Below are 26,166 nucleotides of genomic sequence, written 5' to 3'. Positions count from 1 at the left end.
TCCGGAACGGGGTGACGGGACGCCGGGCGGCGGCCCGTGGAGCCGCCGGACGGCGCACGGGCCCACGACCGGGCCCGCACCCAGGGCGTACCCGGGGCGAGGGGTGACGAAACGACCGCGGGCCGTGGAGGACCTGCGCCAGCCGCGTGCCGGTGCCGCGCGTCCGCCGCGCGGGCCGGCCGCCGCCCGTACGGTCGCCGCGTGGCCGACCATCCGCCCGCGCTCGTCCGCCCCGTTCCTGGTGCCGTCGCCGCGCCCTTCGCCTACTCCCGCGCCCGTCCGTTCGTGCGCGGGGGCCGGCGCGTCGCCCGCCTGGGGGCCGCGCCGGGCGAGGTGGTGCGTGCGCCGTGCGCGGGGCGGGTGACGTTCGCCGGGGGCACGCCTGGTGGTGCCGCCGTGGCGATCCGCTGCGGGCGGTGGTCGGTCACGCTCGTCGGCCTGGCCGACCCGTCCGCGCTGCGCGGCCGCCGCGTGCGTCGCGGGACCGCGATCGGCGCGGCGGCCGGGCGGCGCGTCGCGTTCGGCGTGCGCCGGGCGGCCGACCCCTTCGGCTACGTGGACCCCCTGCCGCTGACCGGCGGCGGTCCGGCGCGGCGCGGCGCGCCGGTGCCGCCGGCGCGCTCCCGTCCGCGCGCGCCGGCGGACGCGCCGGCCGCCGCGCCGCGCGCCGTCCCCGCGCCCCGGCGGGTCCCGGCACCCGTCGCCCCGCTCCCGGCCGCCGCGCCGCCCGCGGTCCCGGCCGCCGCGCCCGCCGCCGCGCCGCCGGGCGGGGCTCCGCCCTCGCGGCCCGCCGTCGTCCCCGGCGCCGCGCCGGGCGCCGCGGCCACCGGCGCGGCCGGCGCACCGCCCCTCGCGTGGGTCGGGCTGGCGCTCGCCGCCCTGGGCCTGCCGGTCGGGGCGCTCGGCCGTCGACGCGCCGTCCGGCGGCGGACGGGGGCGACCGCGTCCCCGCCGCGCCCCGCCGCCGACGCGACCGGCCGCAGCCCGGCGGCGTGACCGCCTTCAGGTGCCGATGAGGCGTCGTCCAGGCTCCCCGAACCCCCGCCGGTACCCTCCATCCGGCATGGGCTACTCCGTCACGACCCCGATCTTCTACGTCAACGCCGCGCCGCACCTGGGCCACGCGTACTCGACGATCGTGGCCGACGTGCTCGCCCGCCACCACCGCCAGCGCGGGGACGACGTCTTCTTCCTGACGGGCACGGACGAGCACGGCGAGCCGGTCGCCAACGTCGCCGCCGAGCGGGGGATCACGCCGCAGGAGCTCGTCGACGAGAACGCGCCCCGGTTCCAGGCGATGGGCCCCGTCGTCGAGGCCAGCAACGACTTCTTCGTCCGCACCTCGGACCCGCGCCACAAGGCGGCGGTGCAGGAGATCCTCACGCGGGTCAAGGACAACGGCTACGTCTACGAGGGGTCGTACGAGGGCTGGTACTGCCCGAAGTGCGCCGACTTCAAGACGGAGTCCGAGATCGCCGAGGGCAACACCTGCCCGATCCACGGCATCCCGCTCTCCCGCGAGTCCGAGACGAACTGGTTCTTCCGCCTCTCCGCCTTCCAGGAGCAGCTCGAGCAGCTCTACGCCGACCGCCCCGACTGGGTCGTGCCGCAGGCGCGGCGGAACGAGGCGCTCGCGTTCATCAAGGGCGGGCTGCAGGACGTCTCGCTCTCCCGCTCCGCGATCTCGTGGGGCGTGGAGGTGCCGTGGGATCCCGAGCACGTGTTCTACGTCTGGTGGGACGCCCTCCTCAACTACGTCACCGCGCTGCGCTTCGGGCGCGAGGGCCAGGACCTGTCCGAGAGCCACTGGCCGGCCGTGCACGTCATCGGCAAGGACATCCTGAAGTTCCACACGATCTACTGGCCCGCGCTGCTCATGGCCGCCGGCCTCGAGGTGCCGCGGCGCGTCCTCGTCGGCGGCTTCCTGCTCGTCGACGGCGCGAAGATGAGCAAGTCGCGCGGCAACGTGCTGGACCCGTTCGCGGCGATCGAGGCCTACGGCGCCGACGCCGTCCGCTTCTACCTGCTGCGCGAGGTGGGCTTCGGACAGGACGGCTCGGTCTCGCTCGACGGGCTGAAGCTGCGCTACGAGACCGAGCTGGCGAACGACCTGGGCAACCTCGCGTCGCGGTCGATCGCGATGGTCCGCCGCTACCGCGACGGGCAGGCCTCGGACGTGGCCGTCGACCCCGAGATCGCCGCGGCCTTCGACGGCCTGGACGCGCAGGTCGCCGCGCTGCTCGACGACGGGCAGATCTCGCAGGCGCTCGAGGCGATCTGGGAGCGCGTGCGGCGCCTGAACCGCTTCGTCGAGGAACGCGCGCCCTGGGCGCTCGCGAAGGCCGAGAAGAACGACGGCGCCGACCCCGCGGCGCTCGACGTGGTGCTGCGCACCCTGATCGAGGGCGTGCGCGTCCTCGGCGTGCTGCTGCACCCCTGGCTGCCGACGAGCACCGGGACGCTGCTGGACGCACTCGGCGCGCCGGTCCTGGCGTGGGACGGCGCCCGGCTCGGCGCCGGCGCCGCGGGCGAGGTCGGCGAGCTCGCCCCGCTCTTCCCCAAGGACCGCGCCGCCGCATGATCGACAGCCACACCCACCTGGACTCCTGCGCCGAGGGCAACGACGAGCTCGTCGGCAACGCCCGCGCCGCCGGCGTCCGCCGGATCCTGACCGTCGGCATGGACGCCGAGAGCTGCCGCACGGCGCTCCGGGCCGCGGAGACGTTCCCCGAGGTCTGGGCGGCCGTCGGCCGCCACCCCAACCTGGCCGCGGGCTACGACGACGCGGCCGCGGCCGACCTGCGGGAGCTCGCCGCGCACCCGCGCTGCGCCGCCATCGGCGAGACCGGCCTGGACTTCTTCCGCGAGGGCGCGCCCGGCGACGACCAGCGCGCCGCGTTCCGCGACCAGATCGCGATCGCCCGCGAGACGGCCAAGCCGCTCGTCATCCACACGCGGGCGGCGGACGACGAGACGATCGCGACGCTCCGCGAGCACGCGGACGGCGTCACGGTGATCCTGCACTGCTTCTCGATGCCCGGCCGCCTGCACGAGTGCCTCGAGCAGGGGTGGTACGTCTCCTTCGCCGGCAACGTGACGTACCCGAAGAACGCGGACCTGGCCCTCGCCGCCGCGACCGTCCCGGACGACCGCGTCCTCGTCGAGACGGACGCCCCGTACCTGACGCCGCAGTCCCGGCGCCGGGAGCGCAACCAGACCGCGTACGTGACCGAGACGGCGCGCTTCGTCGCCGCCCAGCGCGACCAGTCCTACGAGGAGCTCGACGCGCTCGTCACCGCGAACGCGGACCGCGTCTTCGGGTGGGGCGCGTGAGCGACGCCGAGGACGAGCGGCGCGCGTTCGCCGCCGCCGGCCGGCCCGGCGGGGGCGCGGGGCGCGGCGACGCCGCGGGCGACGGCCACCCCGTGCAGCCGAGCATCCGCCGGATGGTCGAGCACGGCGTGCGCCCCAAGCGCGAGCTGGGCCAGAACTTCCTCGTCGACGACAACATCCTCGGCGTCATCGAGCGGCTGGCCGAGCTGGAGCCGGACGACGTGGCGCTCGAGGTCGGCGGCGGACTGGGCGTCCTCTCCGAGCACCTCGGCGCCCGCCTGCGCGGCCTGCACGTCGTCGAGCTCGACCGCGCGCTCGAGGAACCGCTGCGCGAGGCGCTCGCCCCGTTCCCCGGCGCGCAGCTGCACATGGGGGACGCCGTCAAGTATCCGCTGACGACGCTCGACCCGCCGCCGACGGTCTGCGTGTCGAACCTGCCGTACAACGTCGCGGCCACCGTGATCCTGCGGTCCGTCGCCGAGCTGCCGAGCGTCGAGCGCTGGGTCGCGATGGTGCAGAAGGAGGTCGGGGTGCGCTTCGCCGCGCCGCCCGGCTCCAAGCAGTACGGCGCGCCGTCCGCGCTCGCGCAGCTCTCCTGCGACGTCAAGGTGCTGCGCGCGGTCTCGCGCCGCATCTTCTCGCCGGTGCCGAACGTCGACTCCGTGCTGCTCGGCCTGCGCCGCGTGCGCCCGCCCGCGCCGCCGGCCGTGCGTGCCCTGATCAACGCCGCGTTCCTGCACCGCCGGAAGGCGCTGGCGCGCTCCGTCTCGCTCGCGGGCGGGGGCGACGCGCGGCGGGACGCCCTGCGCGCCGCGCTCGCGGACCTGGGCCTGCCGCTCGACGTCCGGGCGGAGCGGGTCCCCGCGCTGGTCTTCGCGGCGCTCGCCGAGGCCGTGGCGGTCGCCGAGGGCGACGAGGCCGCGCGCGAGCAGATCGCGGCCTGGAGGGCCGCCGCGTGAGCCTGCCGCCGGACTGGCGCGGGGTCCGCACCCTGGCGCCGGCGAAGATCAACGCGACGCTGCTCGTCGGCCCGGTCCGCCCGCACGACGGCCGTCACGAGCTCGCGTCCGTCATGCAGTCCCTGACGCTGGCGGACGACGTCGCGCTCGTCCCCGCGCCGCCCGGTCAGGGCGGCGACGCCGTCGCGTGCCCCGGAGTGACGGGCCCCAACCTGGCGCTCGACGCGCTCGTCGCGTTCCGGGCGGCCACGGGCTGGGACGCGCCGCCGCTGACCGTGCGGATCGAGAAGCGGATCCCGGTCGCCGCGGGCATGGCGGGCGGATCGGCCGACGCGAGCGCCACGCTGCGCCTCGCCGCGCACGCCGCCGGGGTCGACGACCCCGCCCTGCTCCAGCGCCTGGCGACCGCGCTGGGCGCGGACGTCCCGCACGGCCTCGAGCCCGGGCTCGCGCTCGCCGCCGGCGCGGGGGAGGCGCTCGAGCGGATCGACGGCGTGCTGCCCGGCGGGCTCGTCGTCGTGCCGGCGCCCGTCGGCCTGTCGACCCCCGCCGTGTTCCGCCGGGCCGACGAGCTGCGACCCCCGCGCGCCGCCGACGAGATCGCCGCCGCCCTCGGCCGCCTGCGCGCCGCCCTCGGCGACCCGGCCGGCCCGCGGATCCCCGACGACCTGGCGGCGAACGACCTGGCCGACGCCGCGGTGGACCTGGCGCCCGTCGTGGGCGACCACCTGACGCTGCTGCGGGCCGCGGGCGCCGCGCCCGCCACCGTGTGCGGGTCGGGCCCGACCGTCGCCGGGTGGTTCGCGGACGAGGCCGCCGCCGCCGCGGTCGCGGACGACCTGGGCGCGCACGGCGTGCGGGCGGTCGTGGCGCTCCCGACCCGCGGCGCTCCCGTCGCTACGATCCCCGCGGTGCCGGCATGACCGACACGTCGCTCGGCCTGACGGCCCTCCCGCTCGCCGAGACGAAGCCCGCGTGGCTCGCGCTCGTGGTGCTCGCGCCCGCGGTGGTGCTCGTCGCCCGCCGTCGGGGCCACCGCCCCGGCTGGCTGCTCCCGCTCGCCGCCGTCGCGGTGCTCGTCGGCGTCCTCGTCGGCGCGGGCATCGTGCACATCCCCTCCATCGAGGACCTGCCGCTGCAGGAGTGGATCGGCCGGGTCGGCGACACGCTCGGCAACTGGGCGTACGTCATCGTCGGCGTGCTCGCGTTCCTCGAGACGGGGGCGTTCGTCGGCCTCGTCGCGCCCGGCGAGACGTTCGTGATCCTGGGCGGCGTGCTGGCCGGCGAGGGCACGCTGGCCTACGGCACGCTGCTGGCCACCGTCTGGGCCGCCGCGTTCTGCGGCGACCTCGCGAGCTTCTGGCTGGGCCGCCGGCTCGGCCGCTCCTTCCTCGTCCGGCACGGGTCGAAGGTGAAGATCACGCCCGACCGCCTCGAGCACGTCGAGCGGTTCCTCGAGAAGCACGGCGGCAAGGCGATCGTCATCGGGCGCTTCATCGGCTTCGTCCGCGCCGTGGCGCCCTTCGTCCTGGGGTCGAGCGGCGTCGGCTGGCGGCGGTTCGTGCCGTACGCGGTGATCGGCAGCGGGCTGTGGTCGGCGCTGTTCGTCACCCTCGGCTACGTCTTCTGGCAGAGCCTCGACCGCCTGCTGTCGTGGGTCAAGCAGGGCGCCCTGGCGTTCGGGATCGTCGTCGCCGTCGTGGTCGGGATCATCGCCGCGGTCCACTGGCTCGGCGAGGAGGAGCACCGCGAGCAGGCGCGCGACTGGCTGCGGCGGGCCGGCGAGACCCGCGCGGGCCGCGTCGCCCTGGCGGTGTGGCGGCCGATCTCCGGTCCGGCGGGCTTCGCCTGGCGCCGCATCACGCCGGGGGGCCTGGGCCTCGAGGTCACGACGCTGCTCGCCGTCCTGGCGGTCGGCGCGTTCGGGTTCTTCGCGCTCGAGGCGCACCTGGACCACTCGGCCTCGACGCTCGCGGACCGCAGCACGCTGCGCTGGGCGCAGGACCTGGCGTGGGGGCCGGCAGAGTCGCTCGCGCACATCGGCACGACCCTCGGGTCCTGGTACCTGGTCGGGGGGCTGGTGCTCGTGGCGGCGGGGTTCCTCGCCGGGCGCGGCCGCGTCGGCACGGCCGTGGCGCTCGTCGCGGCGAGCGGCCTGACGTTCCTGGTCACGGCGCTGGTCCGCAGCGGCGAGGACCGCGCGGCCCCGGCGTCCGCGGTCGACGTCGTCACGTCCACGACGTTCCCGTCGACCGTCGGCGCCGCCGCCGCCGTGTGGGTGGCGATCGCCGTGGCGGTCAGCCCCACCCTGGGCCGGATCCCCGGGCGCATCGGCCTGACCGGGCTGGCCGCGATCCTCGCGACCCTGATCGGGGGCGCGCCGCTCGTGCTGCGCACCGCCTACCTGTCCGACGTCCTCGCTGGCGCCGGGCTGGCCGCCGCCGTGCTCTCCGCGGTCGGCATCGTGGCGATGATCGTCGGACACATCCGTCAGACTGCGGCCGGATGAGCGGGCACACCCTCACGTACGTCGTCGGCGGCGTCTGCGGCGTCCTGGCCCTCGTCGCGGTCGTCGCGCTCGTGTTCGTGCCGGTGGTGCGGATGTACGCCACGTGGTACCAGCGGGTCGCCGCGACCGTGCTGGCGCTCGTGGTCGTGGGGGCCTTCGCGATGGGCGGCGTGTACGCCGGCCTGAGCGTCGTCGACCGCTTCCTGAGCTAGCCGGGCGTCCGTCCGGGGCGGGGCCCCGGGGCCCTGACGATACGATGGCGCCGTGCATCCGCCCGATACGCCGACGGTCAGTGACGCGGGACCGCTCGACGCCGTCGCGGAGGCCGTGGCCGCCGGCTCCGGGCTCCCGGCGCTCGCCCGCGCCGTGGCCCGCGCGCTCGACGCCGGCCTGGTCGTCGCGGACCGCGGCGGGGCCGTCCTGGCCGTCGCCGCACGCTCGCGCGACGAGGAGCGCCGGCTGCTCGCCATGCGCGGCGAGCTCGAGGCGCTGCCCCTCACCGTCGCGGGCGAGGCCGCCGGCAGCGTCGTCGTTCAGCACCGCGGCGAGCCCGACCCCGGGGTCCTGGCGCTCGTGGTCACCGTCCTGGCGCTCGAGGTGGAGCGCGTGCGCGCCCCCGCCCGCGCCAGCCAGGAGGAGGCCGCGACGTTCTGCGCCGACCTGCTCGCCGGCGAGTTCGCCGACGCGCAGGCGATCGTCGAGCGCGGCGGCGAGCTGGGCCTGGACCTGACCGAGGCCACGGGCGCGCTCGTCGTGCGCGTGCACCCGCACGTCGCCGGCGACGAGGGCTGGCGCGCCCGGGCCCTCGCGGCCGTGGAGCGCGGCGCGCGCGCCGTCAGCTCGGCGTCGCTCGTCGGCGCCGTCAGCCGCTCCGGCGCCCCGGCGTGCGAGATCGTGGCGATCGTCCCGGCCGCCGGCGAGGACGCGGTCCCCCGCGCCGCGCAGGCGGCGCAGCAGGAGCTCGACGGCGTGCTGCCCGGCCACGGCGTCTCCGTCGGCCACGGCCGACCGACCGAGCAGCCCGGCGACCTGCCGCGGGCGGTCCAGGAGGCCCTCCTGGCGTGCAACGTCGGCGAGGGCGACCCCGAGGTCGCGGTCCTCGGGTTCGAGGAGACCGGCGCGTACCGCCTGCTGCTCTCGGCGATGAGCGAGAACCCCGACGAGCTGCGCCGGTTCTACGCCGAGACGATCGAGCCGCTGGCCGCGTACGACGCGCAGTACGAGACCGATCTGGTCGGCACCGTGACGGCGTACCTGGACGCCGACGGCTCCGTCGCCGCCGCCGCCCAGCGGCTCTTCACCCACCGCCACACCGTCCGCTACCGCCTGGAGCGGGTGCGCGAGCTGTGCGGGCTCGACGTCACCTCGAGCGACGGCCGGGAGCGCCTCAGCCTGGGGCTGAAGGCGATGCGCGTCCTGGGCCTGGGGCAGCACGACGCCCCGGCGCTCGAGCGCGAGGCGCGGCCTCGGCGCGGCGGCGGCCAGCGGCGCCGCTGAGCCGGACGCCGCCCGTCACCGGGCCGGAGGCCCCGCAGCGCCGCCGGCCGCGCCCGTCCGCCCGGACCGCCGCCGTCGGCGCCCGTCGGGGCGCTCGCGGGCCGCTCCACGCGACCCCGTAGCATCGCCCGCCATGCGGATCGGGATCGTGACGGGCTCGGGCACCTACCGGCTGCCGGGGCTGGAGGCCGGCGAGGCGCGCAGCGTCGAGACCCGCGAGGGCGCCGTCCCCGTGACCGTCGGCCGCGTCGGCGACGTCGAGGTCGTCCACCTGGCCCGCCACCGCGACGGCCACGAGCTCGTCTCCCACCAGGTCACCCACCGCGCCAACGTCCTGGCCTTCCGCGAGCTCGGCGTCGACGCCGTCCTCGCCGTCACCGTCTGCGGCACGTGCGACCCCGACGCCGCGCTCGGCTCGCTCGTGGTCTTCGACGACCTGCACTTCCTCGCCAACCGCCTGGGCGACGGCAGCCTGTGCACCCTGCACGACGAGCCCGGCGCGCCCGGCCGCGGGCACTGGGTGTTCGAGGACCCGTTCAGCCCCGCGCTGCGCACCGCCCTGCTCGAGGCCGCGCGCGCCGCCGGCCTGGAGGCGCGCGACGGCGGCTGCTACGGCCACGTCGACGGCCCCCGCTTCAACACGAAGGCCGAGATCCGCTCCCTGCGCGCCGTCGGCGTCACCGCCGTCAGCCAGACCGCTGGCCCCGAGACGGTGCTCTTCGCCGAGGCCGGCATCCCCTACGCGCTCATCGGCTTCCAGACGGACTACGCCAACGGCGTCCGCGACGAGGCGACGCCGGTGCAGACCCTCATGGACCTGATCGCCCGCTCCACCACGGACTTCGCGGCGGTGCTGACCGAGGCGATCCCGCGCGCCGCGGCCGCGGACCCCCAGCCGGTCGGGACCAACCTCACCTGGGACTGAGCGCCGCCCATCGGCGCGAACGCCCCTCGCGACGGGGCATCGCGGACGGGGACGCGATCCGCGGGCCGTTCCGCCATCCTTGGTTCCCGCCGCGGTGGGGAGTGGTGTAACGGCAGCACGCCGGCCTTTGGAGCCGTGAGGTCAAGGTTCGAATCCTTGCTCCCCAGTCCGGGCAGCCGGGCCGCGGTCCGCCGCGACGGACCGCCCGGCGACGCCGCCTGACGTAGGCTCGGGGGCGTGCCCAGCCCGCCCGCACCGACCGTCATCGTCCTCGCCGCCGGCCGCGGCACCCGCATGCGCTCGGCGACGCCGAAGGTCCTGCACGACCTCTGCGGCCGCCCGCTCATCGGCTGGGTGCTCGAGGCGGCCCGCACCGCCGGGGCCCACCGCACCGTGGTCGTCGACCAGCCCGCGCGGGTCCTCGAGGGCCACCTGCCGGCGGGGGTCGAGAGCGTCGAGCAGCACGCGGGCCGCCACGGGGACGGCACCGCCGGAGCCGTCATCGCGGCCGCCGAGCTGATCGACCCGGAGCGCCCCGTCGTCGTGCTCACGGGCGACGCGCCGCTCGTCACGGGCGAGGTCGTCACCGCGCTGCTCGCCACGCACGCCGCCGAGGGCAACGCCGCCACCGTCCTGTCCGCGGAGCTCGACGACCCGGGCCAGCTCGGCCGCGTCGTCCGCGACGCCGACGGCGCCGTCGTGAAGATCGTCGAGACGAAGGTCGCCGGCGACGCCACCGAGGAGGAGCTGCTGCTCCGCGAGGTCAACGCGGGCGTCTACTGCTTCGCCGGCGACCGGCTGCTCGCCGCGCTGCCGCGGGTCGGGGGCGACAACGCACAGGGCGAGAAGTACCTGCCCGACGTCCTCGGCATCCTGCGCGCCGACGGCGACCGCGTCGGCGCCCACCGCGCGCCCGCGCCCGAGATCGTCCTGGGCGCCAACGACCGCGCCGAGCTCGCCGTCGTGCGCGAGCTGATGCAGGCCCGGATCCACCAGCGGCACCTGCGCGCCGGCGTGACGATCGTCAACCCGGCGTCGACCGTCATCGACGACGGCGTCGCGATCGCCCCCGACGTCACCGTCGAGCCGGGCTGCGTGCTGCGCGGCACCACGACGATCGGCGAGCGCGCCGTCGTCGGCCCGCACACCACCCTGATCGACGCGACCGTGGGGGAGGAGGCGACCGTCCTGCACTCCCACGTCGTCGGCGCGACCGCGCAGGCCGGGGCGACGATCGGCCCCTTCACCTACCTGCGGCCCGGCACGCTGCTGCGCGAGGGCGCGAAGGCCGGCGCCTTCGTCGAGATCAAGAACAGCGACATCGGCACCGGCACGAAGGTGCCGCACCTGTCGTACATCGGCGACGCCGACGTCGGCCCGGGGACGAACCTGGGCGCCGCGACGATCACCGCCAACTACGACGGCTACCGCAAGCACCGCACGACGATCGGCGCGAACGTCCACACGAGCGTCGACACCACGCTCGTCGCGCCCGTCACCGTCGGCGACGACGCCTACACCGGCGCCGGCAGCGTCATCACGAAGGACGTCCCCGCCGGGGCGCTCGGCATCGCGCGCGAGCGGCAGAAGAACCTCGAGGGCTACGCCGAGCAGGCCGCCGCCCGGGCGCGCGAGCGCGGGTAGCGCCGCCCCGCGGTGTGCGGCGTCCGCGGAGCGGCGGGCCGCGGACGCCGCCGCATCCGCCCCCGCCGCGGGGTACGCTCCGCGGAGCGGGCCGCCCTCGCGGCGGGTCCGCGGCCTCGCCTCCTCGTCCTGGGATCCGTCTCACCGTGAGCTCCATCTCGCCCTCCGTCGACGCGTCGACCAGCCTGCAGCTGGGCTACGACAAGCGGCTGATGCTCTTCAGCGGCCGCGCCAACCCAGCCCTCGCCGACGCCATCGGCGACAAGCTGAACGTGGACCCGGGCCCCGTGACCCTGAAGACGTTCTCGAACGGCGAGGTCTACTGCCGCTTCGAGGAGTCCATCCGCGGCGCCGACGTCTTCATCGTCCAGCCGACGTGCGGCAACCCCGAGACGGGCATCAGCGCCAACGACGCGCTGATGGAGCTGCTCGTGATGATCGACGCCGCCGTCGGCGCGTCCGCGCACCGCGTCATCGCCGTCACCCCCTGGTACGGCTACTCCCGCCAGGACAAGAAGAGCGCGCCGCGCGAGCCGATCTCGGCCCGCCTGGTCGCCCGGATGCTCGAGTCCGCCGGCGCCGACCGCGTCCTGACGATGGACCTGCACGCCGGCCAGGTCCAGGGCTTCTTCCAGATCCCGGTCGACCACATGACCGCGATGATGATGCTCACGCAGTACTTCACCGACCTCGACCTGGACGAGGACCTCGTCGTCGTCGCGCCGGACGCCGGCCGCGTGAAGCTGAACAAGAAGTTCGCCGACCGCATGGGCGCCGACCTGGCGATCCTGGACAAGGAGCGGCCGCAGCAGCAGGTCGCCCAGATCGGCCACGTCATCGGCGACGTGAAGGGCAAGACGGCGATCATCGTCGACGACATCATCGACACGGCCGGCACCCTCCGCGCCGCCGGCGAGGCCGTCAAGGCCGCCGGCGCCAAGAAGGTCTACGCCGCCGCCACGCACCCCGTCTTCTCCGGCAAGGCGTTCGAGAACCTCGCCGCCGCGCCGTTCGAGCAGATCGTCGTCACCGACACGATCCCCCTGCGCGCCGGCGCCCCGGACAACGTGCACGTCATCTCCTGCTCGACCCTCCTGACCGACTCGATCCGCTCGATCTTCACGGACGACTCGGTCTCCGAGGTCTTCCAGGGCGAGAACCAGCTGTTCTGAGGGAGAGCACGGCCGGGCCCCGCCCCGAGCGTCTCGGGGCGGAAGCGCGGGCCGGGGCGTGGCGCGCCGCCGCCGGGTAGCGTGCACGCCGTGAGCCCGAGCACCCCGCCCGTCGTCGACCACGCCTGGTGGCAGGCGCACGCGGACGAGGTGGTCCTCGCCGACGTGCGCTGGTACCTGGACGGCCGCTCCGGCCGCGACGCGTACGAGGAGGGGCACCTGCCCGGCGCCCGCTTCGTCGACCTGGACGCCTGGCTGTCCGGCGACCCGGACACCGGGGGCGGCCGCCACCCGCTGCCCGAGCCGGCGACGTTCGCCCGCGGCATGGCCACGCTCGGCATCGGCGACGACGACGTCGTGCTCGCCTACGACGACGCGGGCGGCGTCATCGCCGCCCGGCTCGTCTGGATGCTGCGCGCGACCGGGCACGAGGCCGCGCTGCTCGACGGCGGGCTGGCCGCGCACGACGGACCGCTCGACACCGCCGTCCCGCCGATCGCCGCGGCGATCTTCACCGCCCGGGCGTGGCCCGAGGACCTGCTCGCCACGATCGACGACGCCGCCGACCGCGGGAACGTCGTCCTGGACGCCCGGCCCGCCGACCGCTACCGCGGCGCCGCCGACGGGGTCGACCCGCGCCCCGGCCACATCCCCGGCGCGCGCAGCCTGCCGTGCCGCGAGAACGTGGGGCCCGACGGCCGCCTGCTGCCGGTCGACGCGCTGCGCGCCCGCTTCGCCGCCGTCGGCGTGACGGGGCAGGAGGACGTCGTCTCGAGCTGCGGGTCGGGCGTCACCGCCTGCCACACGCTGCTCGCGATGGAGCACGCCGGGCTGGGCCGCGGACGGCTGTTCCCCGGGTCCTGGTCGCAGTACAGCCGCGAGCGCGACCGGCCCGTCGCCACCGGCGACGAGCCGGGCTGAGCCGCGCCGGGCGCTACGCTCGGCGGGTGTCCACCACCGCCGCGCAGCTGCTGACCGAGCGCCTCGGCCTGACGGACGAGGAGCTGCTGCAGATCCTCGACGCCGACCCGCTGTCCGTCCTGGCCGGCGAGCTCGAGCACAAGCCCCAGCTGCGGCTGCTGCTCGCGCTGACGGAGGAGCCCGCCGAGCAGGTCGGCGTGCCGACGCTGCGCCGCTGGGTGCGCACCGCGGGACCCGCCGGGCGGCCCGTCGACCTGCTCGTCCGGCGCGACTTCGGGGCCTTCGAGGACGCGCTCGGCACCCTGCAGGCGCGCGGCCTGGTCGTCCGCCGCACGCCGTAGGCCCCGCGGCACGCCGACGGGGCGCTCCGCGGGGCGCCGAGGGCGGATCAGGCGCGCGGGTCGTTCGCGACCGCGTCGACCGGACCCTCGATGTCGGCCAGGTGCTTGCCGGGCCACGAGCCGGTCAGGTGCTCGTAGACGTGCATGCTGTAGCGCGTCACGACCGCCGTCGTGGCGGCGAAGATCACGGACTGCAGGACGTTCGCGGCGACGATGCGCCCGAGCGTCTCCTCCCGCACGTCCTCGTCCGGCAGCGGGTTGCCGTCGACGCGCTGCCACACGCGGTCCATGATCTTCGTCGAGACCGAGCGCGTGACGAGGCCGGTGGCCAGGCCGATCGGCTTGAAGAGCAGTGCCATGGCGCCGAGACTAGCGGGCCGCCGCCGGCGCCCGGGACCGGCGCGCCCGGTACAACATCCGCCATGCACCGTCCCGTCCTCGCCGGCGTCCGCGCGACGTCGGCGGCGCTCGCCCTGACCGCCCTCCTCGCCACGGGGGCCCGCGCCGACGGAGGGCCGGCGAGCCCACGGCAGTCCACGGACCCAGGGCGGCCCGCCGCGACGAGCCCCACGAAGGGCGCCCGCTACTTCGCCGGACAGGACGGGCGCTACACCGTCGGGGGCTCGTGGCTGCGCCGCGCCGACCCGACCGATGCCGGCGTCCAGAACGACTGGCAGGCCGACGGCTCCGCCGAGGGCTGGACCACCGTGGCCGTGCCCGACGTCTGGAACGCGGGCGACAACAGCGCCGCGTCGCAGGCCGGCGGCGTCGTCTGGTACCGCCGCGCGCTCCGCCTGCCCGCCGTCCCGTCGGGCCGCAAGGGCGGCCGGTGGGTCCTGCGCTTCGAGCGCGTGTCCGTCCGCGGCACCGTCTGGGTCAACGGCACGCAGGTCGCGGACCACCGCGGTGCGTACGAGCCGTTCGAGGTGACGATCCCGGCCGAGGCCGTCGGCAAGGACCGCCGGGTGAACCTGGTCGTCCGCACCGACAACCGCCGGGTGCTCTCGGACTTCCCGCCCGCGGCGACGCAGAAGGACGGCACGCCCGGCGGCGGCTGGTGGAACGACGGCGGCATCCCGCGCGAGGTGGGGCTGCGCTACGCGGACCAGTTCGACCTGTCGTCCGTCCAGCTGACGCCCGACGTCGAGTGCCGCACGTGCTCGGGCACCCTGCGCGCCCGCGTCACCGTGACGAACGTGACGGGCGGGACGCGCAAGGGCGAGCTGCTCGTGCGGGTCGCCGGCCGCGAGGAGCGCATCGGCGGCTTCCGGCTGAAGGCGGGGGAGAGCCGCGAGCTCGTCGGCCGTCTGACGATCCCGAAGCCGAAGCTCTGGAGCCCCACCCGGCCGACCCTGTACGTCGCGGACGCCCGCGTGGACCTGACCGCGGGCGACCGCGAGGGCCAGCAGGTCGCGCGCTACCGGGCCCGCACCGGCTTCCGGTCCGTCCGCGTCGTCGACGGGCGCCTGCAGCTCAACGGGAAGGACGTGAACCTGCGCGGCTCCGGCGTCCACGAGATGGACGTCCAGCACGGCAGCGCGCTGACGGACGCCGGCCAGGACGAGCTGCTCCGACAGGCGCGTGAGCTCGGCGGCCTCGTCATCCGCGGGCACTACCCCTTCCACCCGCGGATCCTGGAGGAGGCCGACCGCCGCGGGCTGCTGGTGTGGAGCGAGATCCCGGTGTACCAGGTGCGCCAGAGCCAGCTCGGCAAGCGCCGCGTCCGCGACGACGCGCTCGGGCAGTGGCGGTCGATGATCGCGACGAACGCGCACCACCCGTCGATCTTCACCTGGTCGGCCGGCAACGAGCTGACGACGAACCCGGGTGAGCCGATCGCGCGGTACTTCCGCTCGGCGCGGCGCGTGAAGGACCGCATGGACCCCACGCGCCCGATGGCCTACGCCCGCCAGCACGGCACCGCGTACGGCTGCGTGGCCGCCTACGCGCCGATCCAGCTGCTCGGTCTGAACGACTACTTCGGCTGGTACGGCGCCCCCGGCACGGTCCTGGCCGACCCGGCCAACCTTGGCCCCTGGCTCGACGCGCTGCACGCCTGCCACAAGCGGCAGGCGCTGATGATCACGGAGACGGGAGCCGAAGCCAACCACGACGGCCCCGTCACGGACGCCGGCACCTACGCCTACCAGGCGGCCTACGCGGCCTACCACTACGCGGTCTACCGCTCGCGGCCCTGGCTGTCGGGCGCCCTCTGGTGGGGCCTGCGCGAGTTCCGCGTGCGGCCGAACTGGAGCGGCGGCAACCCCTTCCCGCTCTCGCCGTGGCACGCGAAGGGCCTGCTCGACCTCAACGGCTTCAAGAAGCCCGCGTGGCACGTCCTCCACGACGAGTTCGGCGCGGTCGACCAGCTCGCGCCGGCGCCCACGACGCCCGTGCAGCTCCCGCCGTCCCCGCCGGGCCCCGGCAACAACGCGGGCACGGGGGAGGAGGCCGCCGACGGCGCCGCGCCCCCGGGCGACGGGGCGGCGACGCCCGGCGCGTAGGCCCCCGGGGCGCAGGACGGCGGACGCCGTCCTGCGCTACGATCTATCGCCGCTCATGGCCACGAACTCTTCCTCGCTCGCAGTCGCCTCGCGCGAACCCCTTCACTCGCGTGACGCCCGTCGTGCGCGTCGTGATGGTCGCGTCCCCGGCGTCATCTACGGCGGCGGCAAGGACCCCGTGTCCATCGCCGTCGACGCCCGGGAGCTGCGCCACACGCTGGCCGCCCAGGGTGCCGTCATCGACGTCGCCATCGACGGCGGCTCCACGGAGCCGGTCGTGCTGAAGGAGGCCCAGCGCCACCCCGTGCGCGGCGACCTCATGCACGTCGACCTGCTCCGCGTGAACCTGCAGGAGAAGATCCAGCAGGTCGTGCCGCTCGAGATCGTCGACACCGAGGACGGCGTCGGCATCAAGCTCGGCGGCATCCTGGAGACGCTCGTCCGCGAGGTCACCGTCGAGGCGCTCCCGAACGACATCCCCGAGGCCGTCACGCTGTCCGTGAAGGACCTCGAGATCGGTCACCACCTGACGCTGGCCGACGCCGTCGTCCCGGGCAACGGCACGCTCGTCGACGAGGCCGACACGATCGCCGTCAACCTGAGCGCCCCGCGCGTGTCCGGCGCCGGTGCCGGCGAGGCCGACGAGGCCGCCGCCGACGGCGACGAGTCCGCCGAGGCCGCCGAGTAGCGACCCCCGCCCGGGCACCCCGCCCGGGCGCCGCTGCACCCCCTCCTCGCGACGATGGCCCTGCGCGGCGGCACCACGCCCGTCGACTGGCTCGTCGTGGGCCTCGGCAACCCCGGGGCCCAGTACGACCGGACGCCGCACAACGCCGGCTTCCAGGTCGCCGAGGAGCTCGCCCGCCGCTGGGACCTCGGTCGCCCGCGCGACAAGTTCCGCGGCCGCCTGTACGAGGGCGCCGTCCGCGAGTTCCCGGGCGAGCCGCCCGTCCGCGTCGGCGTCCTCCTGCCGCAGACGTACATGAACGAGTCGGGCCGCTCCGTCGGTCCGGCCCGCGGCCAGCTCAAGGTGCCCCTCGAGCGGATCCTCGTCCTGCACGACGAGATCGACCTGCCGTTCGGCGACATCCGCTGGCGCCTCGGCGGCGGCCTGGCCGGCCACAACGGCCTGAAGTCGCTCAGGCGCGAGCTCGGCGAGCCCACCTTCGGCCGCGTCCGCATCGGCGTGGGCCGGCCCAACTCGACCGACCCCGAGATCGTCTCCGCCTACGTCCTGGGCAAGTGGCGCCAGGAGGGGTGGGAGGTCGAGGACCTGATCACCCAGGCCGCCGACGCGGCCGAGGCGATCGTCTTCGGCCGCCGCGAGCTCGTCGCGAGCAAGCCGGGCGGCTGAGGGCCGGCCGCGCGCGGCGCCCTGCGGGGTCGCCCGGACGGCGCTCCTCCGGGCCGAGCCCCTTCGCGACCGCGGCCGCCCACCGGCGGCCTGCTCCCGCGCCGCGGTCGCGCCCGGTCCGCCCGCCGCTCGCGGTCCCGACGCCCGCACCCGGCCCCGCACGGTCGGGCCGCCCGCGGGCGCGCGCGGTCGCGGCGCCCGGAGCGACGAAGGGCCCGCCGGAGCGGGCCCTTCGGGCACGACGGTGCCGCCGGGGCCTAGCGGCCGCGCGGGGAGTAGTTCGGCGCCTCGACCGTCATCTGGACGTCGTGCGCGTGGCTCTCCTTCAGCCCCGCGGACGTGATCCGGACGAACTGGCCGCGGTCCTGCAGGTCGGCGATCGTCGCCGAGCCCGTGTAGCCCATCGCCGCGCGCAGACCGCCGACGAGCTGGTGCGCCACCGCGCGGACCGGGCCGCGGTAGGGCACCTGGCCCTCGACGCCCTCGGGGACGAGCTTGTCGTCGCCCGACACCGTGTCCTGGAAGTAGCGGTCCTTCGAGAAGCTCTGGCGGCCCTGCATCGCGCCGAGCGAGCCCATGCCGCGGTAGCTCTTGAACTGCTTGCCGTTGATGAAGACGAGCTCGCCCGGGGACTCCTCGCAGCCCGCGAGGAGCGAGCCGAGCATGACCGTCGACGCGCCGGCGGCGAGCGCCTTCGCGATGTCGCCGGAGTACTGCAGGCCGCCGTCGCCGATGACGGGGACGCCGGCGGGGCGGGCGGCGCGCGAGGCCTCGAAGATCGCCGAGACCTGCGGCACGCCGACGCCGGCGACGATGCGGGTGGTGCAGATGGAGCCCGGGCCGACGCCGACCTTCACGGCGTCCGCGCCGGCGTCGATGAGCGCCTGGGCGCCGGCGCGCGTGGCGACGTTGCCGCCGATCACGTCGACGGACGTCTCGCGCTTGACGCGGGCGACGGTGTCGAGCACGCCCTGCTGGTGGCCGTGCGCGGTGTCGACGATGAGGACGTCGACGCCGGCGTCGACGAGCGCGTGGGCGCGCTCGCGGGAGTCCGCGCCGACGCCGACGGCGGCGCCGACGAGCAGGCGGCCGGAGGAGTCCTTCGACGCGTCCGGGTACTTCTCCGTCTTCGTGAAGTCCTTCAGCGTGATGAGGCCGGCCAGGCGCCCGTCGCCGTCGACGAGCGGCAGCTTCTCGATCTTGTGCTCGCGCAGCAGGCGCATCGCCTCGTCGCCCGACGTGCCGGGGGAGGCCGTGACGAGCGGCATCCGGGTCATGACCGAGCTCAGCGGCTGCTGGTGGTCCGACTCGAAGCGGATGTCGCGGTTCGTGACGATGCCGAGCAGGCGCCCGTCCTCGTCGCAGACCGGCAGGCCGCCGATCCCGTAGCGGCCCATGACCGCGTCGGCGTCGTCGATCGTCGCGTCCGGGCCGATCGTGACGGGGTGGCGGATCATGCCCGCCTCGGAGCGCTTGACCGTGTCGACCTGAGCCGCCTGCTCCTCGATCGACTGGTTGCGGTGCAGGATGCCGATGCCGCCCTGGCGGGCCATGGCCACGGCCATGCGGGCCTCGGTCACCGTGTCCATCGCGGCGGACAGCAGCGGCACCTTCAGCTGGATGTTGCGCGTCAGCCACGTGCCGGTGGCGACCGTGTTCGGCAGGACCTCGGACGCGCCCGGCAGCAGCAGGACGTCGTCGTAGGTCAGGCCCTCGAGGACGAACTTGTCGCTCGGCGTGATGGCTTCGACGGCGGGGGCGACGTCACGGGACGTCAGGTGCGAGGTCTGGGGCATGGCGGCGAGGGTGGGGTCGGCGAGGGGTGAGGACCCGGGCTGCCTCCGCGCCGCTCCTCGCAGCGAGATGGCGTCCGTCGACAGACGGTATCGCGCGCGGGGGCGGCAGCTGGGTGATCGCCGTCCACAACGGACGATCCGTCCCGGCGCTCCGCCGTCCGGCGCGTCGCCGCGCGCGGGCGGCGCGCACGGCGGGGCCGGGGCGGCCGGGGCGTACAATCGGGGGACACCGCCCGGCGCCGTCCGGGCCGGTCCCGTGCCACGGCCGCGCCGGCTCTCCGGCGGGGCCTCCGCGCGTCCCCGCGCGGGCGCGTGGCCGTGCCCGACCGGCCCCACGGACCGCCCCCCGCCGCACCGCCCGAAGGTCTCCCGCCGCCGCATGTCCTCGCTCCGCCCGCTCCTCCGCCACCTCGCCGACGAACCGACGGGCGCGCGCATCGCCCGCGAGGGCGGGCGGGTGTTCGTCGCCACGTCGATGCGGCCGTTCGTCGTCGCCGGCGCCCTCGACGGCGTGGACGGCGCGATCGGGCTGGGCCGCCCGGCGCTCGTGGTCGCGGCGGACGACAAGGCGGCGCGCGAGCTGGCGCGCGACCTGCGCGCCTGGCTGCACCCGCGGCCCGTCCGCTTCTACCCGTCCCGCGGTGTGGCCTACGAGTCGCAGCTCGCCCCGCCGCCGCACCTCGTCGGCATGCGCGTCGCCGCGCTCGACGCCCTGCTCGCGCACGCCGACGGCACGTCCGTCGAGGACGAGCCGCCCGTCGTCGTCGCCTCCGCCGCCGCGCTGTCGGAGACGGTCCCCGACCCGGCGCTGCGCCCGCGCGGCTTCTGCCTGAAGGTCGGCGACCTGCTCGACCTCGACGAGGTCGCGGGGGACCTCGTCGGCTGCGGCTACGAGCGCGTCGACCAGGTCGCCGACCGCGGGCAGTTCGCGATCCGCGGCGGGATCCTCGACGTCTTCCCGGCGACGGAGGACAACCCCGTCCGCGTCGACCTGTTCGACATCGAGATCGAGTCGATCCGGGCGTTCTCCGTCTACACGCAGCGCTCGCTCGACGCGCTGCCGCAGGTCGACGTCGCCCCCGCGGCGGAGCTGGCGGAGGAGCACCGCGGGTCCGCCGAGATCGCCGTCTCGATCCAGAAGAGCTCCGAGGGCGACGAGCGGCCGGACGTCGCCGACCTGCTGCCCGTCGACCGCTTCGGGCCGTTCCTGGACCTGGTGCCGCAGGACGCCGTCGTCGTGCTCGTCGCCGACGAGGAGATCGCGCCGGCGCTCAACGACCAGTGGGAGGACGTCACGGCGGCCTTCCACGACACGGACGCGGGGCACCTGTACATCCGCCCCGAGGACGTGCTGAAGGAGCTGGAAGGTCGCGCCGAGCTGCGGATCGCGAGCCTGCTGCAGGACCAAGACCTGCAGCTGCACGGGCAGTCCGGCGACCTGGCCGCCCGCAACCTGACGGCGGCCGAGACCGAGCTCGAGAAGCTGCTGCGCTCGGGGTACCGCACCGTCGTGACGTGGCGGCGTCAGGGCGACGGCGACCGCGCCGCGTACAACCTGTCGCGCGTCCGCGCGCAGTGGGTGGGCGAGGGCGACTTCGACCGCAGCCGCGCCGGCTTCGTCGTGGCCGAGCTGCGCCACGGGTTCATCGCGCCGGGCATGGAGCTGGCCGTGCTGCCGGACCACCGGCTCATGCGCCGCCGCAAGAGCGAGGCGGACGACGAGTCGCGCCGCCGCACGAGCCGTCGCGGGGCGCTGCGCTCGTTCGCCGACCTGCGCACGGGCGACTACGTCGTCCACGAGGACCACGGCATCGCGCGCTTCAACGGCTTCGACACGAAGACCGTCGGCGGCGTCACCCGCGACTACCTCAAGCTCCAGTACGCGGGCGACGACAAGGTCTTCGTCCCCGTCGACCAGCTCGCGAAGATCACCCGCTACGTCACGGGCGGGTCGGGCACCCCGACGCTGTCCAAGCTCGGCGGCAAGGGCTGGGAGCTCATCAAGACGCGCGCCCGCAAGGCCGCGCACGAGATGGCCGGCGAGCTGCTCAACCTGTACGCCGAGCGCCGCGCCCGCCGCGGGCACCGCTTCCCGCCCGACGGCGAGCTCGTCGAGGAGTTCGAGTCGAAGTTCCCCTACAAGGAGACCGTCGACCAGCTCGACGCGATCGACGCGGTGAAGGCCGACATGGAGTCCGAGCGGCCCATGGACCGCCTGATCTGCGGCGACGTCGGCTTCGGCAAGACCGAGGTGGCGCTGCGCGCGGCGGTGAAGGCGGCCGCCGACGGCAAGCAGGTGCTGATCCTGGCGCCGACGACCATCCTGGCGCAGCAGCACTACGGCAACTTCGCCGAGCGCATGCGCGACCTGCCGATCACCGTCGACCACGTCTCGCGCTTCCGCTCCGCCGCGGAGCAGCGCCAGGTCGTCCAGGCCTTCAACGCCGGCCAGGTCGACGTCATGATCGGCACCCACCGCATCCTGGGCCGCGACGTCCAGGGCAAGGACCTGGGCCTGATCGTCGTCGACGAGGAGCAGCGCTTCGGGGTGAAGCAGAAGGAGCTGCTGCGCCAGCTCAAGCTGCGCGTGGACGTCATCGCGATGTCCGCCACGCCGATCCCGCGCACGCTGCAGATGTCGCTGGCCGGCCTGCGCGACATCTCGACGATCGAGACGGCGCCCGAGGGCCGCCGCCCGGTCAAGACGTACGTCGGCGAGTACGACGAGCAGCTCGTGCGCCAGGCGCTCCGGCGCGAGAAGGAGCGCGGCGGCCAGTCGTTCTTCCTGCACAACCGCGTCGAGACGATCGACGAGACGGCCAGCCGCCTGCGCGGCCTGTGCCCGGACATGACCTTCGAGGTCGCGCACGGGCAGATGACGGACCAGCAGCTCGAGGACCACATGATGCGGTTCCTGCGCGGCGAGGCCGACGTGCTCGTGGCGACGTCGATCATCGAGTCGGGCATCGACATCCCGCAGGCCAACACCCTGATCGTCGACCGCTCCGACCTGTTCGGCCTGAGCCAGCTCTACCAGATCCGCGGACGCGTGGGCCGCGGCCGCGACCGCGGCTACGCGTACCTGCTGTACCCGTCCGCGGCGGCGCTGACCGAGGACGCGATGCACCGCCTGACCGCCCTGGCGGACTACACCGAGCTGGGCTCGGGCTTCCAGATCGCCATGCGCGACCTGGAGCTGCGCGGCGCCGGCAACCTGCTGGGCGACGAGCAGTCCGGGCACGTGGCGGCGCTCGGCTTCGAGCTGTACCTGTCGATGCTGGAGGAGGCCGTCGCCGAGCGCGAGCGCGAGGCCGGCGAGTCGGGCGACGACGACCGCCGCGACCCGGTCCGCATGGACGCCCAGGTCTCGGCCTACGTCCCGGCGGACTACGTCCCGTACGAGCAGGCGAAGGTCGACGTGCACCGCCGCATCGCCAGCGCCGTCGACGTCGCCGAGCTGGAGGAGCTGCGCGGCGAGCTCGAGGACCGCTTCGGCGCGCTGCCCGAGCCGCTGTCCAACCTCGTCGAGCTGCAGCGGGCGCGGATCCGCTTCGGCGAGGCGGGCGCCACCGTCGTCTCGCTGCGCGGGACGAAGCTGACGATCACGCCGATCGAGCTCGATCCCGAGGGCCGCGCCCGGCTCGCGGAGGAGGTCCCCGGCGCCAAGTACGAGGGCGGCCACTCGCGGATCACGGTGACCGTCCCGAAGGAGGGGCCGGAGCGCCTGGAGGCCGTCGTCGCGGCCGCCGAGGGGGTCCGCGCCGCGGCGCTGAGCGTGGCCCCGGTGTAGGGCGTACGGGAACGGTGTGTGCCGCGGGCGCGAACGCCGTGTGAACCCTCGCGTACGCCTGAGCGCGCACTTAGGTCCGACGAGTACCCTGCCGGGGATGTCTCGTCACACCCGCCCCCTCAAGACCGCGCTCGTCGCGTGCGCCATCGGCGTGCCCGCCGCCGCCGCCCTCGCGGGCTGCGGCGGGGGGCTCTCCGCGGACGCCGTGGCGAAAGTCGACGGCACCGAGATCACGAAGGCCGCCTACGACAAGGCCGAGAAGTTCATCCTCGTCCAGGCGTCCCAGCAGGCGACCCAGGGCTCCCTGTTCAAGGAGGCCCAGCCGAAGCTCATCTCGTTCAAGCCCCCGTACACGGACTGCACCGCCGCGGTGAAGAAGTCCGTGCCGAAGGCGCAGCAGAAGCAGGCGACGCCGGCGGCGCTCAAGCAGGTGTGCGAGAGCTACGCCCAACAGATCAAGCCGGGCGCCGTCGGGTCGCTGCTGCAGCAGCAGATCGTCAAGGAGGAGGCCGAGAAGGAGAAGATCTCCGTCTCCGACAAGGACGTCGACAAGCAGTACCAGCAGGCGCTCACGCAGTACATCGGCGGCAAGCAGAACCTGGCGAAGTTCAAGCAGGTGTCGGGTCTCGGCGAGGACGTGCTGCGCGACCAGGTCCGCACGCAGCTGCTGGTGCAGAAGCTGCAGGAGAAGGTGACGAAGGACGCGTCCAAGGTCTCCGACGCGGACGTCAAGGCGTTCTACGAGAAGAACAAGTCGACGTACACGCAGCCCGAGACGCGCGAGGGGCACATCGTCCTGACGAAGACCGAGGCGCAGGCCGAGAAGGCGAAGAAGGCCGTCGAGGACGGCCAGAGCTTCGCGTCCGTCGCCAAGCGGTACTCCATCGACTCGACGACGAAGAAGAACGGCGGCAAGCTGACCTTCCAGAAGGGGCAGCAGGAGGCCGCGCTCGAGAAGGCCGCCTTCGCCGCCAAGAAGGGCGACGTCGCCGGCCCGATCAAGACGGAGTCGGGCTACTACGTCGTCCAGATCGACAAGATCACGCCGTCGAAGACGGTGCCGTTCGACCAGGTGAAGGCCGTCCTGAAGCAGCAGCTCCAGCAGACCAAGCCGCAGGAGGCGTGGTCGAAGTGGGGCGAGCGCATCACGAAGGAGTGGAAGGCCAAGACCGAGTGCCGCGACGGCTACAACGACGTCGAGCTCTGCGGCAACCAGCCGAAGAAGGACACGACCGCGGCGCAGCCCGCGGCGCAGTAGCGCCCGGCGCCCCTGCGGCCCGGAGATCCGGGTCGTAGGCCCGGTGCGGAGGGGGTACAGTGGCGCGGTCCGCGGCGTGCGGACGCTGTCCTGTCCCCCTTCCCGAAAGGACGAGCCCGTGCGACGGCTCATCGTCCTCCTGGTGCTCGCGGCCACGGCCGCGAGCGTCCCCACGGCGGCCACGGCCGCCCCGACGCCCGCCTACGCGTCCCCCGACGCGCTGCCCGCCGCGCCGCCCGCTCGGTCGGCCGAGGGCGTCTCCTCCGAACGCGTCGGTCCGGCCGCCGTGGTCGCGATGGTCGCGGTGCGGGCGGCCGTGCGCACCGTCCTGCGCCGCCGCGCCGTGCTGCGGAGCAAGACGCGGCGCGTGGCGCGCCCCGCGGTGCGGCCCAAGCTGAACGCCCGCACCTTCGCGCGCCTGTTCTCCGAGTCCCGGCGCCTGGTGCGCTGGAACCGCGATCTCCTGAAGCTGCGGTGGGGCGGCCTCGGGCCCGCCACCCAGGGGTGCGTCGCGGGCATCGTCGTCTCCCGGCTGGGCACGATCCCGGCGGACGGCGACCTGCCCCCGTGGGTCTCGTTCTACACCCACGTCAACGAGGAGCTGGCCAAGATCCAGAAGCCGTTCTCCGGGATCGACCTGCCCGGCCTCGCCGACGCGTCGGCCCTCGCCGCCGAGTTCCACGACCAGGGCATGGCGGCGCTCGGCGCGTGCGCCGCGGGCGCCTCGTCCGGCTTCCGGTTCAACCCCCCGCCCGGGCTCTAGCCGCGGTACCCCGCCGGGCGCCCGCCGCTCCCGTCCCGCCGGCCTGTGGGCGGCGGGCACGGAGAGGCGCCCGGCCGCGGACCCGCCGGCGGGCCGCGGAGGGCCCCCGGCCGCTACCGTGGGGCGCGTGTCGCGCGACGAGATCACCCGCGCCCTCGGCGCGCTGGACGACCTGACGCGCCGCCTGCGCGTCGAGTGCCCCTGGGACCGCGAGCAGGACGAGCGGTCCATCGTCCCGCACACGCTCGAGGAGGCCTACGAGCTCGCCGACGCGGCGAGCTCGGGCGACGACGCCAAGCTCCGCGACGAGCTCGGCGACGTCCTGTTCCAGGTGCACTTCCTGTCGCTCCTGCTCGAGGAGCGGGGGGCGGGCGACCTGGCCGCCGTCGCCCGCGGCACCCGTCGCAAGCTCATCCGCCGGCACCCCCACGTCTTCGCGCCCGACAGCCCGGAGATGCAGGAGGTGCTGCAGGCGGACGCCGCCGCGCGCGCGGCCGAGGACGAGGCCGCCGCCGAGCGCGCCGGCGCCGACCTGCAGGCGGTCACGGGCGCGGACGACGTCCTCGCCAACTGGGACCGCATCAAGCAGACCGAGGCCGGGCGCGAGCGCGGCATCTTCGGCGAGGTCCCCGACAACCTGCCGTCGCTGCTCTTCGCCCGCAAGGTCCAGCGGCGCGCGGCCAGCTCGGGGTTCGACCCCATCGGCGTCGACGAGGCCGTCGAGGCGGCGCACGCCGAGCTGACCCGCCTGGGCGAGACGATCGCCGCCGGCGCCCGCGCCGCGACGTTCGAGGCGCTCGGCGACGCGCTGTTCGCCGTCGTCAACGTCGCGCGCAAGGCGAAGGCCGATCCCGAGATCGCCCTGCGCTCCGCGAGCGCCCGCTTCCGCGACCGCGTCCTGCGGGCCGAGGGGCTCGCGGTCGCCGACGGCCGCACGTGGGCGGAGCTCGACGACGACGACCGCCTGGGCTACTACGCCCAGGTGCTCTTCGCCGAGCGCGGCGGCGCCGGCGGCCCCGACGGGTCCTGACCCGGCCCGCGGGCCCCTACGCGGCCAGCAGCGCGTCCGCCGTGCGGCGGTCCGCCACGCCCGTGCACGGCAGGCCGCGGTGCCGCTGGAAGCGTGCGACGGCGTCGACCGTCGGGCGGTCCCAGCGCGCGGTGGCGTGGCGGTCGTCGAGCTCGCCCGCGCGGACGAGCAGCGCCTGCGCGTCCGCGGCCTGCAGGGCGGGGACGACGTCGGCGGCGGCCTCGCCGGGCACCAGCGCGTCGACCAGCGCGCGCCACAGGGCGCGGCGCGGCTCGCGGGGGCGGGGGAGCGGGGCGCTCCAGCCGTGGCGGCCGAGGTGGGTGGTGGGGATCGAGGTCGACATCGTGGTCTTCTTCCGTCCTGCATCCAC

23 protein-coding genes and 1 tRNA gene are annotated in these 26,166 nt (G+C 75.5%); 21 read left to right on the top strand and 3 right to left on the bottom strand.

The features are described 5' to 3' along the window. Positions 1-201: 201 nt before the first annotated feature. The 14 genes from J3P29_RS14575 (at position 202) to J3P29_RS14510 (ending at position 13,301) form a co-directional block, all read left to right on the top strand. Positions 202-996 (top strand): hypothetical protein, encoded by a 795-nt coding sequence (locus tag J3P29_RS14575; RefSeq protein ID WP_210494391.1) that lies wholly within the window; start codon positions 202-204, stop codon positions 994-996. A gap of 67 nt (positions 997-1,063) precedes the next feature. Beyond that, positions 1,064-2,581, top strand: coding sequence for a methionine--tRNA ligase (metG, locus tag J3P29_RS14570; protein WP_210494381.1), 1,518 nt, complete (start codon positions 1,064-1,066; stop codon positions 2,579-2,581). Next, complete coding sequence (locus J3P29_RS14565) at positions 2,578-3,333, top strand: TatD family hydrolase (RefSeq protein ID WP_210494378.1); 756 nt, start codon at positions 2,578-2,580, stop codon at positions 3,331-3,333. The genes metG and J3P29_RS14565 overlap by 4 nt, the downstream gene beginning before the upstream one ends. Continuing rightward, on the top strand, positions 3,330-4,292 hold the full coding sequence (gene rsmA, locus J3P29_RS14560) for a 16S rRNA (adenine(1518)-N(6)/adenine(1519)-N(6))-dimethyltransferase RsmA (protein ID WP_349239851.1): 963 nt from the start codon (positions 3,330-3,332) through the stop codon (positions 4,290-4,292). The genes J3P29_RS14565 and rsmA overlap by 4 nt, the downstream gene beginning before the upstream one ends. Beyond that, positions 4,289-5,215, top strand: coding sequence for a hypothetical protein (locus J3P29_RS14555; RefSeq protein ID WP_210494375.1), 927 nt, complete (start codon positions 4,289-4,291; stop codon positions 5,213-5,215). The genes rsmA and J3P29_RS14555 overlap by 4 nt, the downstream gene beginning before the upstream one ends. Further along, entirely contained in the window at positions 5,212-6,801 is a 1,590-nt protein-coding gene (locus J3P29_RS14550; RefSeq protein WP_210494373.1) for a DedA family protein, read from the top strand. Before J3P29_RS14555 ends, J3P29_RS14550 begins: the two co-directional genes overlap by 4 nt. Beyond that, entirely contained in the window at positions 6,798-7,013 is a 216-nt protein-coding gene (locus J3P29_RS14545) for a hypothetical protein (protein ID WP_210494370.1), read from the top strand. Before J3P29_RS14550 ends, J3P29_RS14545 begins: the two co-directional genes overlap by 4 nt. Before the next feature lie 52 nt (positions 7,014-7,065). Beyond that, positions 7,066-8,298, top strand: coding sequence for a helix-turn-helix domain-containing protein (locus J3P29_RS14540; protein WP_210494368.1), 1,233 nt, complete (start codon positions 7,066-7,068; stop codon positions 8,296-8,298). Positions 8,299-8,431: 133 nt separating this feature from the next. Then, positions 8,432-9,223: an MTAP family purine nucleoside phosphorylase gene (locus J3P29_RS14535; RefSeq protein ID WP_210494367.1), complete on the top strand. Its 792-nt coding sequence runs from the start codon at positions 8,432-8,434 to the stop codon at positions 9,221-9,223. A 95-nt stretch (positions 9,224-9,318) separates the two neighbouring features. Further along, positions 9,319-9,390, top strand: a tRNA-Gln gene (locus J3P29_RS14530). 70 nt (positions 9,391-9,460) lie between these two features. Beyond that, a complete protein-coding gene (gene glmU, locus J3P29_RS14525; RefSeq protein WP_210494365.1) occupies positions 9,461-10,867 on the top strand; it encodes a bifunctional UDP-N-acetylglucosamine diphosphorylase/glucosamine-1-phosphate N-acetyltransferase GlmU in 1,407 nt (468 codons plus the stop codon). A gap of 191 nt (positions 10,868-11,058) precedes the next feature. Beyond that, a complete protein-coding gene (locus tag J3P29_RS14520) occupies positions 11,059-12,039 on the top strand; it encodes a ribose-phosphate pyrophosphokinase (RefSeq protein WP_349239871.1) in 981 nt (326 codons plus the stop codon). A 90-nt stretch (positions 12,040-12,129) separates the two neighbouring features. After that, positions 12,130-12,960 (top strand): sulfurtransferase, encoded by an 831-nt coding sequence (locus tag J3P29_RS20845; protein ID WP_210494362.1) that lies wholly within the window; start codon positions 12,130-12,132, stop codon positions 12,958-12,960. A gap of 26 nt (positions 12,961-12,986) precedes the next feature. Continuing rightward, positions 12,987-13,301 (top strand): hypothetical protein, encoded by a 315-nt coding sequence (locus J3P29_RS14510; RefSeq protein ID WP_210494360.1) that lies wholly within the window; start codon positions 12,987-12,989, stop codon positions 13,299-13,301. A 47-nt stretch (positions 13,302-13,348) separates the two neighbouring features. Here the strand turns inward: J3P29_RS14510 and J3P29_RS14505 are convergent, their stop codons facing one another. After that, positions 13,349-13,660 carry a DUF4235 domain-containing protein gene (locus J3P29_RS14505; RefSeq protein WP_210494358.1) on the bottom strand — a complete coding sequence of 104 codons (312 nt, stop codon included), beginning with the start codon at positions 13,658-13,660 and terminating at the stop codon, positions 13,349-13,351. A 63-nt stretch (positions 13,661-13,723) separates the two neighbouring features. On the opposite strand from J3P29_RS14505, the gene J3P29_RS14500 reads away from it, so the two are divergent. The 3 genes from J3P29_RS14500 to pth are packed head-to-tail and all read left to right on the top strand — an operon-like array spanning position 13,724 to position 17,159. Next, positions 13,724-15,805, top strand: coding sequence for a glycoside hydrolase family 2 TIM barrel-domain containing protein (locus J3P29_RS14500; RefSeq protein ID WP_210494356.1), 2,082 nt, complete (start codon positions 13,724-13,726; stop codon positions 15,803-15,805). A gap of 55 nt (positions 15,806-15,860) precedes the next feature. After that, positions 15,861-16,493: a 50S ribosomal protein L25 gene (locus J3P29_RS14495; RefSeq protein ID WP_210494353.1), complete on the top strand. Its 633-nt coding sequence runs from the start codon at positions 15,861-15,863 to the stop codon at positions 16,491-16,493. 54 nt (positions 16,494-16,547) lie between these two features. Continuing rightward, complete coding sequence (gene pth, locus J3P29_RS14490; protein ID WP_210494351.1) at positions 16,548-17,159, top strand: aminoacyl-tRNA hydrolase; 612 nt, start codon at positions 16,548-16,550, stop codon at positions 17,157-17,159. Between the two features lie 257 nt (positions 17,160-17,416). Here pth and guaB read toward each other — a convergent pair whose 3' ends face one another. Further along, a complete protein-coding gene (gene guaB, locus J3P29_RS14485) occupies positions 17,417-18,955 on the bottom strand; it encodes an IMP dehydrogenase (protein ID WP_246851930.1) in 1,539 nt (512 codons plus the stop codon). Positions 18,956-19,334: 379 nt separating this feature from the next. Between guaB and mfd the strand changes: the two genes are divergently transcribed. From mfd to J3P29_RS14465, 4 genes are all read left to right on the top strand, one after another. After that, on the top strand, positions 19,335-22,745 hold the full coding sequence (gene mfd / locus J3P29_RS14480) for a transcription-repair coupling factor (RefSeq protein WP_210494348.1): 3,411 nt from the start codon (positions 19,335-19,337) through the stop codon (positions 22,743-22,745). Positions 22,746-22,842: 97 nt separating this feature from the next. Then, positions 22,843-24,003, top strand: coding sequence for a peptidyl-prolyl cis-trans isomerase (locus tag J3P29_RS14475; RefSeq protein WP_210494346.1), 1,161 nt, complete (start codon positions 22,843-22,845; stop codon positions 24,001-24,003). Positions 24,004-24,121: 118 nt separating this feature from the next. After that, complete coding sequence (locus J3P29_RS14470) at positions 24,122-24,766, top strand: hypothetical protein (protein ID WP_210494344.1); 645 nt, start codon at positions 24,122-24,124, stop codon at positions 24,764-24,766. 127 nt (positions 24,767-24,893) lie between these two features. Then, positions 24,894-25,796, top strand: a complete 903-nt coding sequence (locus J3P29_RS14465) for a MazG nucleotide pyrophosphohydrolase domain-containing protein (protein ID WP_210494342.1) — start codon at positions 24,894-24,896, stop codon at positions 25,794-25,796. A gap of 16 nt (positions 25,797-25,812) precedes the next feature. On the opposite strand, the gene J3P29_RS14460 is transcribed toward J3P29_RS14465, so the two are convergent. Continuing rightward, complete coding sequence (locus tag J3P29_RS14460) at positions 25,813-26,139, bottom strand: peptidoglycan-binding domain-containing protein (protein ID WP_210494340.1); 327 nt, start codon at positions 26,137-26,139, stop codon at positions 25,813-25,815. Positions 26,140-26,166: the final 27 nt, after the last annotated feature.

Origin of the sequence: Patulibacter sp. SYSU D01012, from assembly GCF_017916475.1 — a bacterium.
GTDB lineage: Bacteria > Actinomycetota > Thermoleophilia > Solirubrobacterales > Solirubrobacteraceae > Patulibacter.
This window is presented reverse-complemented; position numbering and strand designations above follow the sequence as displayed.

Coding starts and splice junctions, on each gene's coding strand:
- metG (WP_210494381.1), top strand. CDS start 1,064: ATGGGCTACTCCGTCACGACCCCGATCTTCTACGTCAACGCCGCGCCG.
- J3P29_RS14565 (WP_210494378.1), top strand. CDS start 2,578: ATGATCGACAGCCACACCCACCTGGACTCCTGCGCCGAGGGCAACGAC.
- J3P29_RS14550 (WP_210494373.1), top strand. CDS start 5,212: ATGACCGACACGTCGCTCGGCCTGACGGCCCTCCCGCTCGCCGAGACG.
- J3P29_RS14545 (WP_210494370.1), top strand. CDS start 6,798: ATGAGCGGGCACACCCTCACGTACGTCGTCGGCGGCGTCTGCGGCGTC.
- J3P29_RS14535 (WP_210494367.1), top strand. CDS start 8,432: ATGCGGATCGGGATCGTGACGGGCTCGGGCACCTACCGGCTGCCGGGG.
- J3P29_RS14505 (WP_210494358.1), bottom strand. CDS start 13,660: ATGGCACTGCTCTTCAAGCCGATCGGCCTGGCCACCGGCCTCGTCACG.
- J3P29_RS14500 (WP_210494356.1), top strand. CDS start 13,724: ATGCACCGTCCCGTCCTCGCCGGCGTCCGCGCGACGTCGGCGGCGCTC.
- J3P29_RS14495 (WP_210494353.1), top strand. CDS start 15,861: ATGGCCACGAACTCTTCCTCGCTCGCAGTCGCCTCGCGCGAACCCCTT.
- pth (WP_210494351.1), top strand. CDS start 16,548: ATGGCCCTGCGCGGCGGCACCACGCCCGTCGACTGGCTCGTCGTGGGC.
- guaB (WP_246851930.1), bottom strand. CDS start 18,955: ATGCCCCAGACCTCGCACCTGACGTCCCGTGACGTCGCCCCCGCCGTC.
- mfd (WP_210494348.1), top strand. CDS start 19,335: ATGTCCTCGCTCCGCCCGCTCCTCCGCCACCTCGCCGACGAACCGACG.
- J3P29_RS14475 (WP_210494346.1), top strand. CDS start 22,843: ATGTCTCGTCACACCCGCCCCCTCAAGACCGCGCTCGTCGCGTGCGCC.
- J3P29_RS14460 (WP_210494340.1), bottom strand. CDS start 26,139: ATGTCGACCTCGATCCCCACCACCCACCTCGGCCGCCACGGCTGGAGC.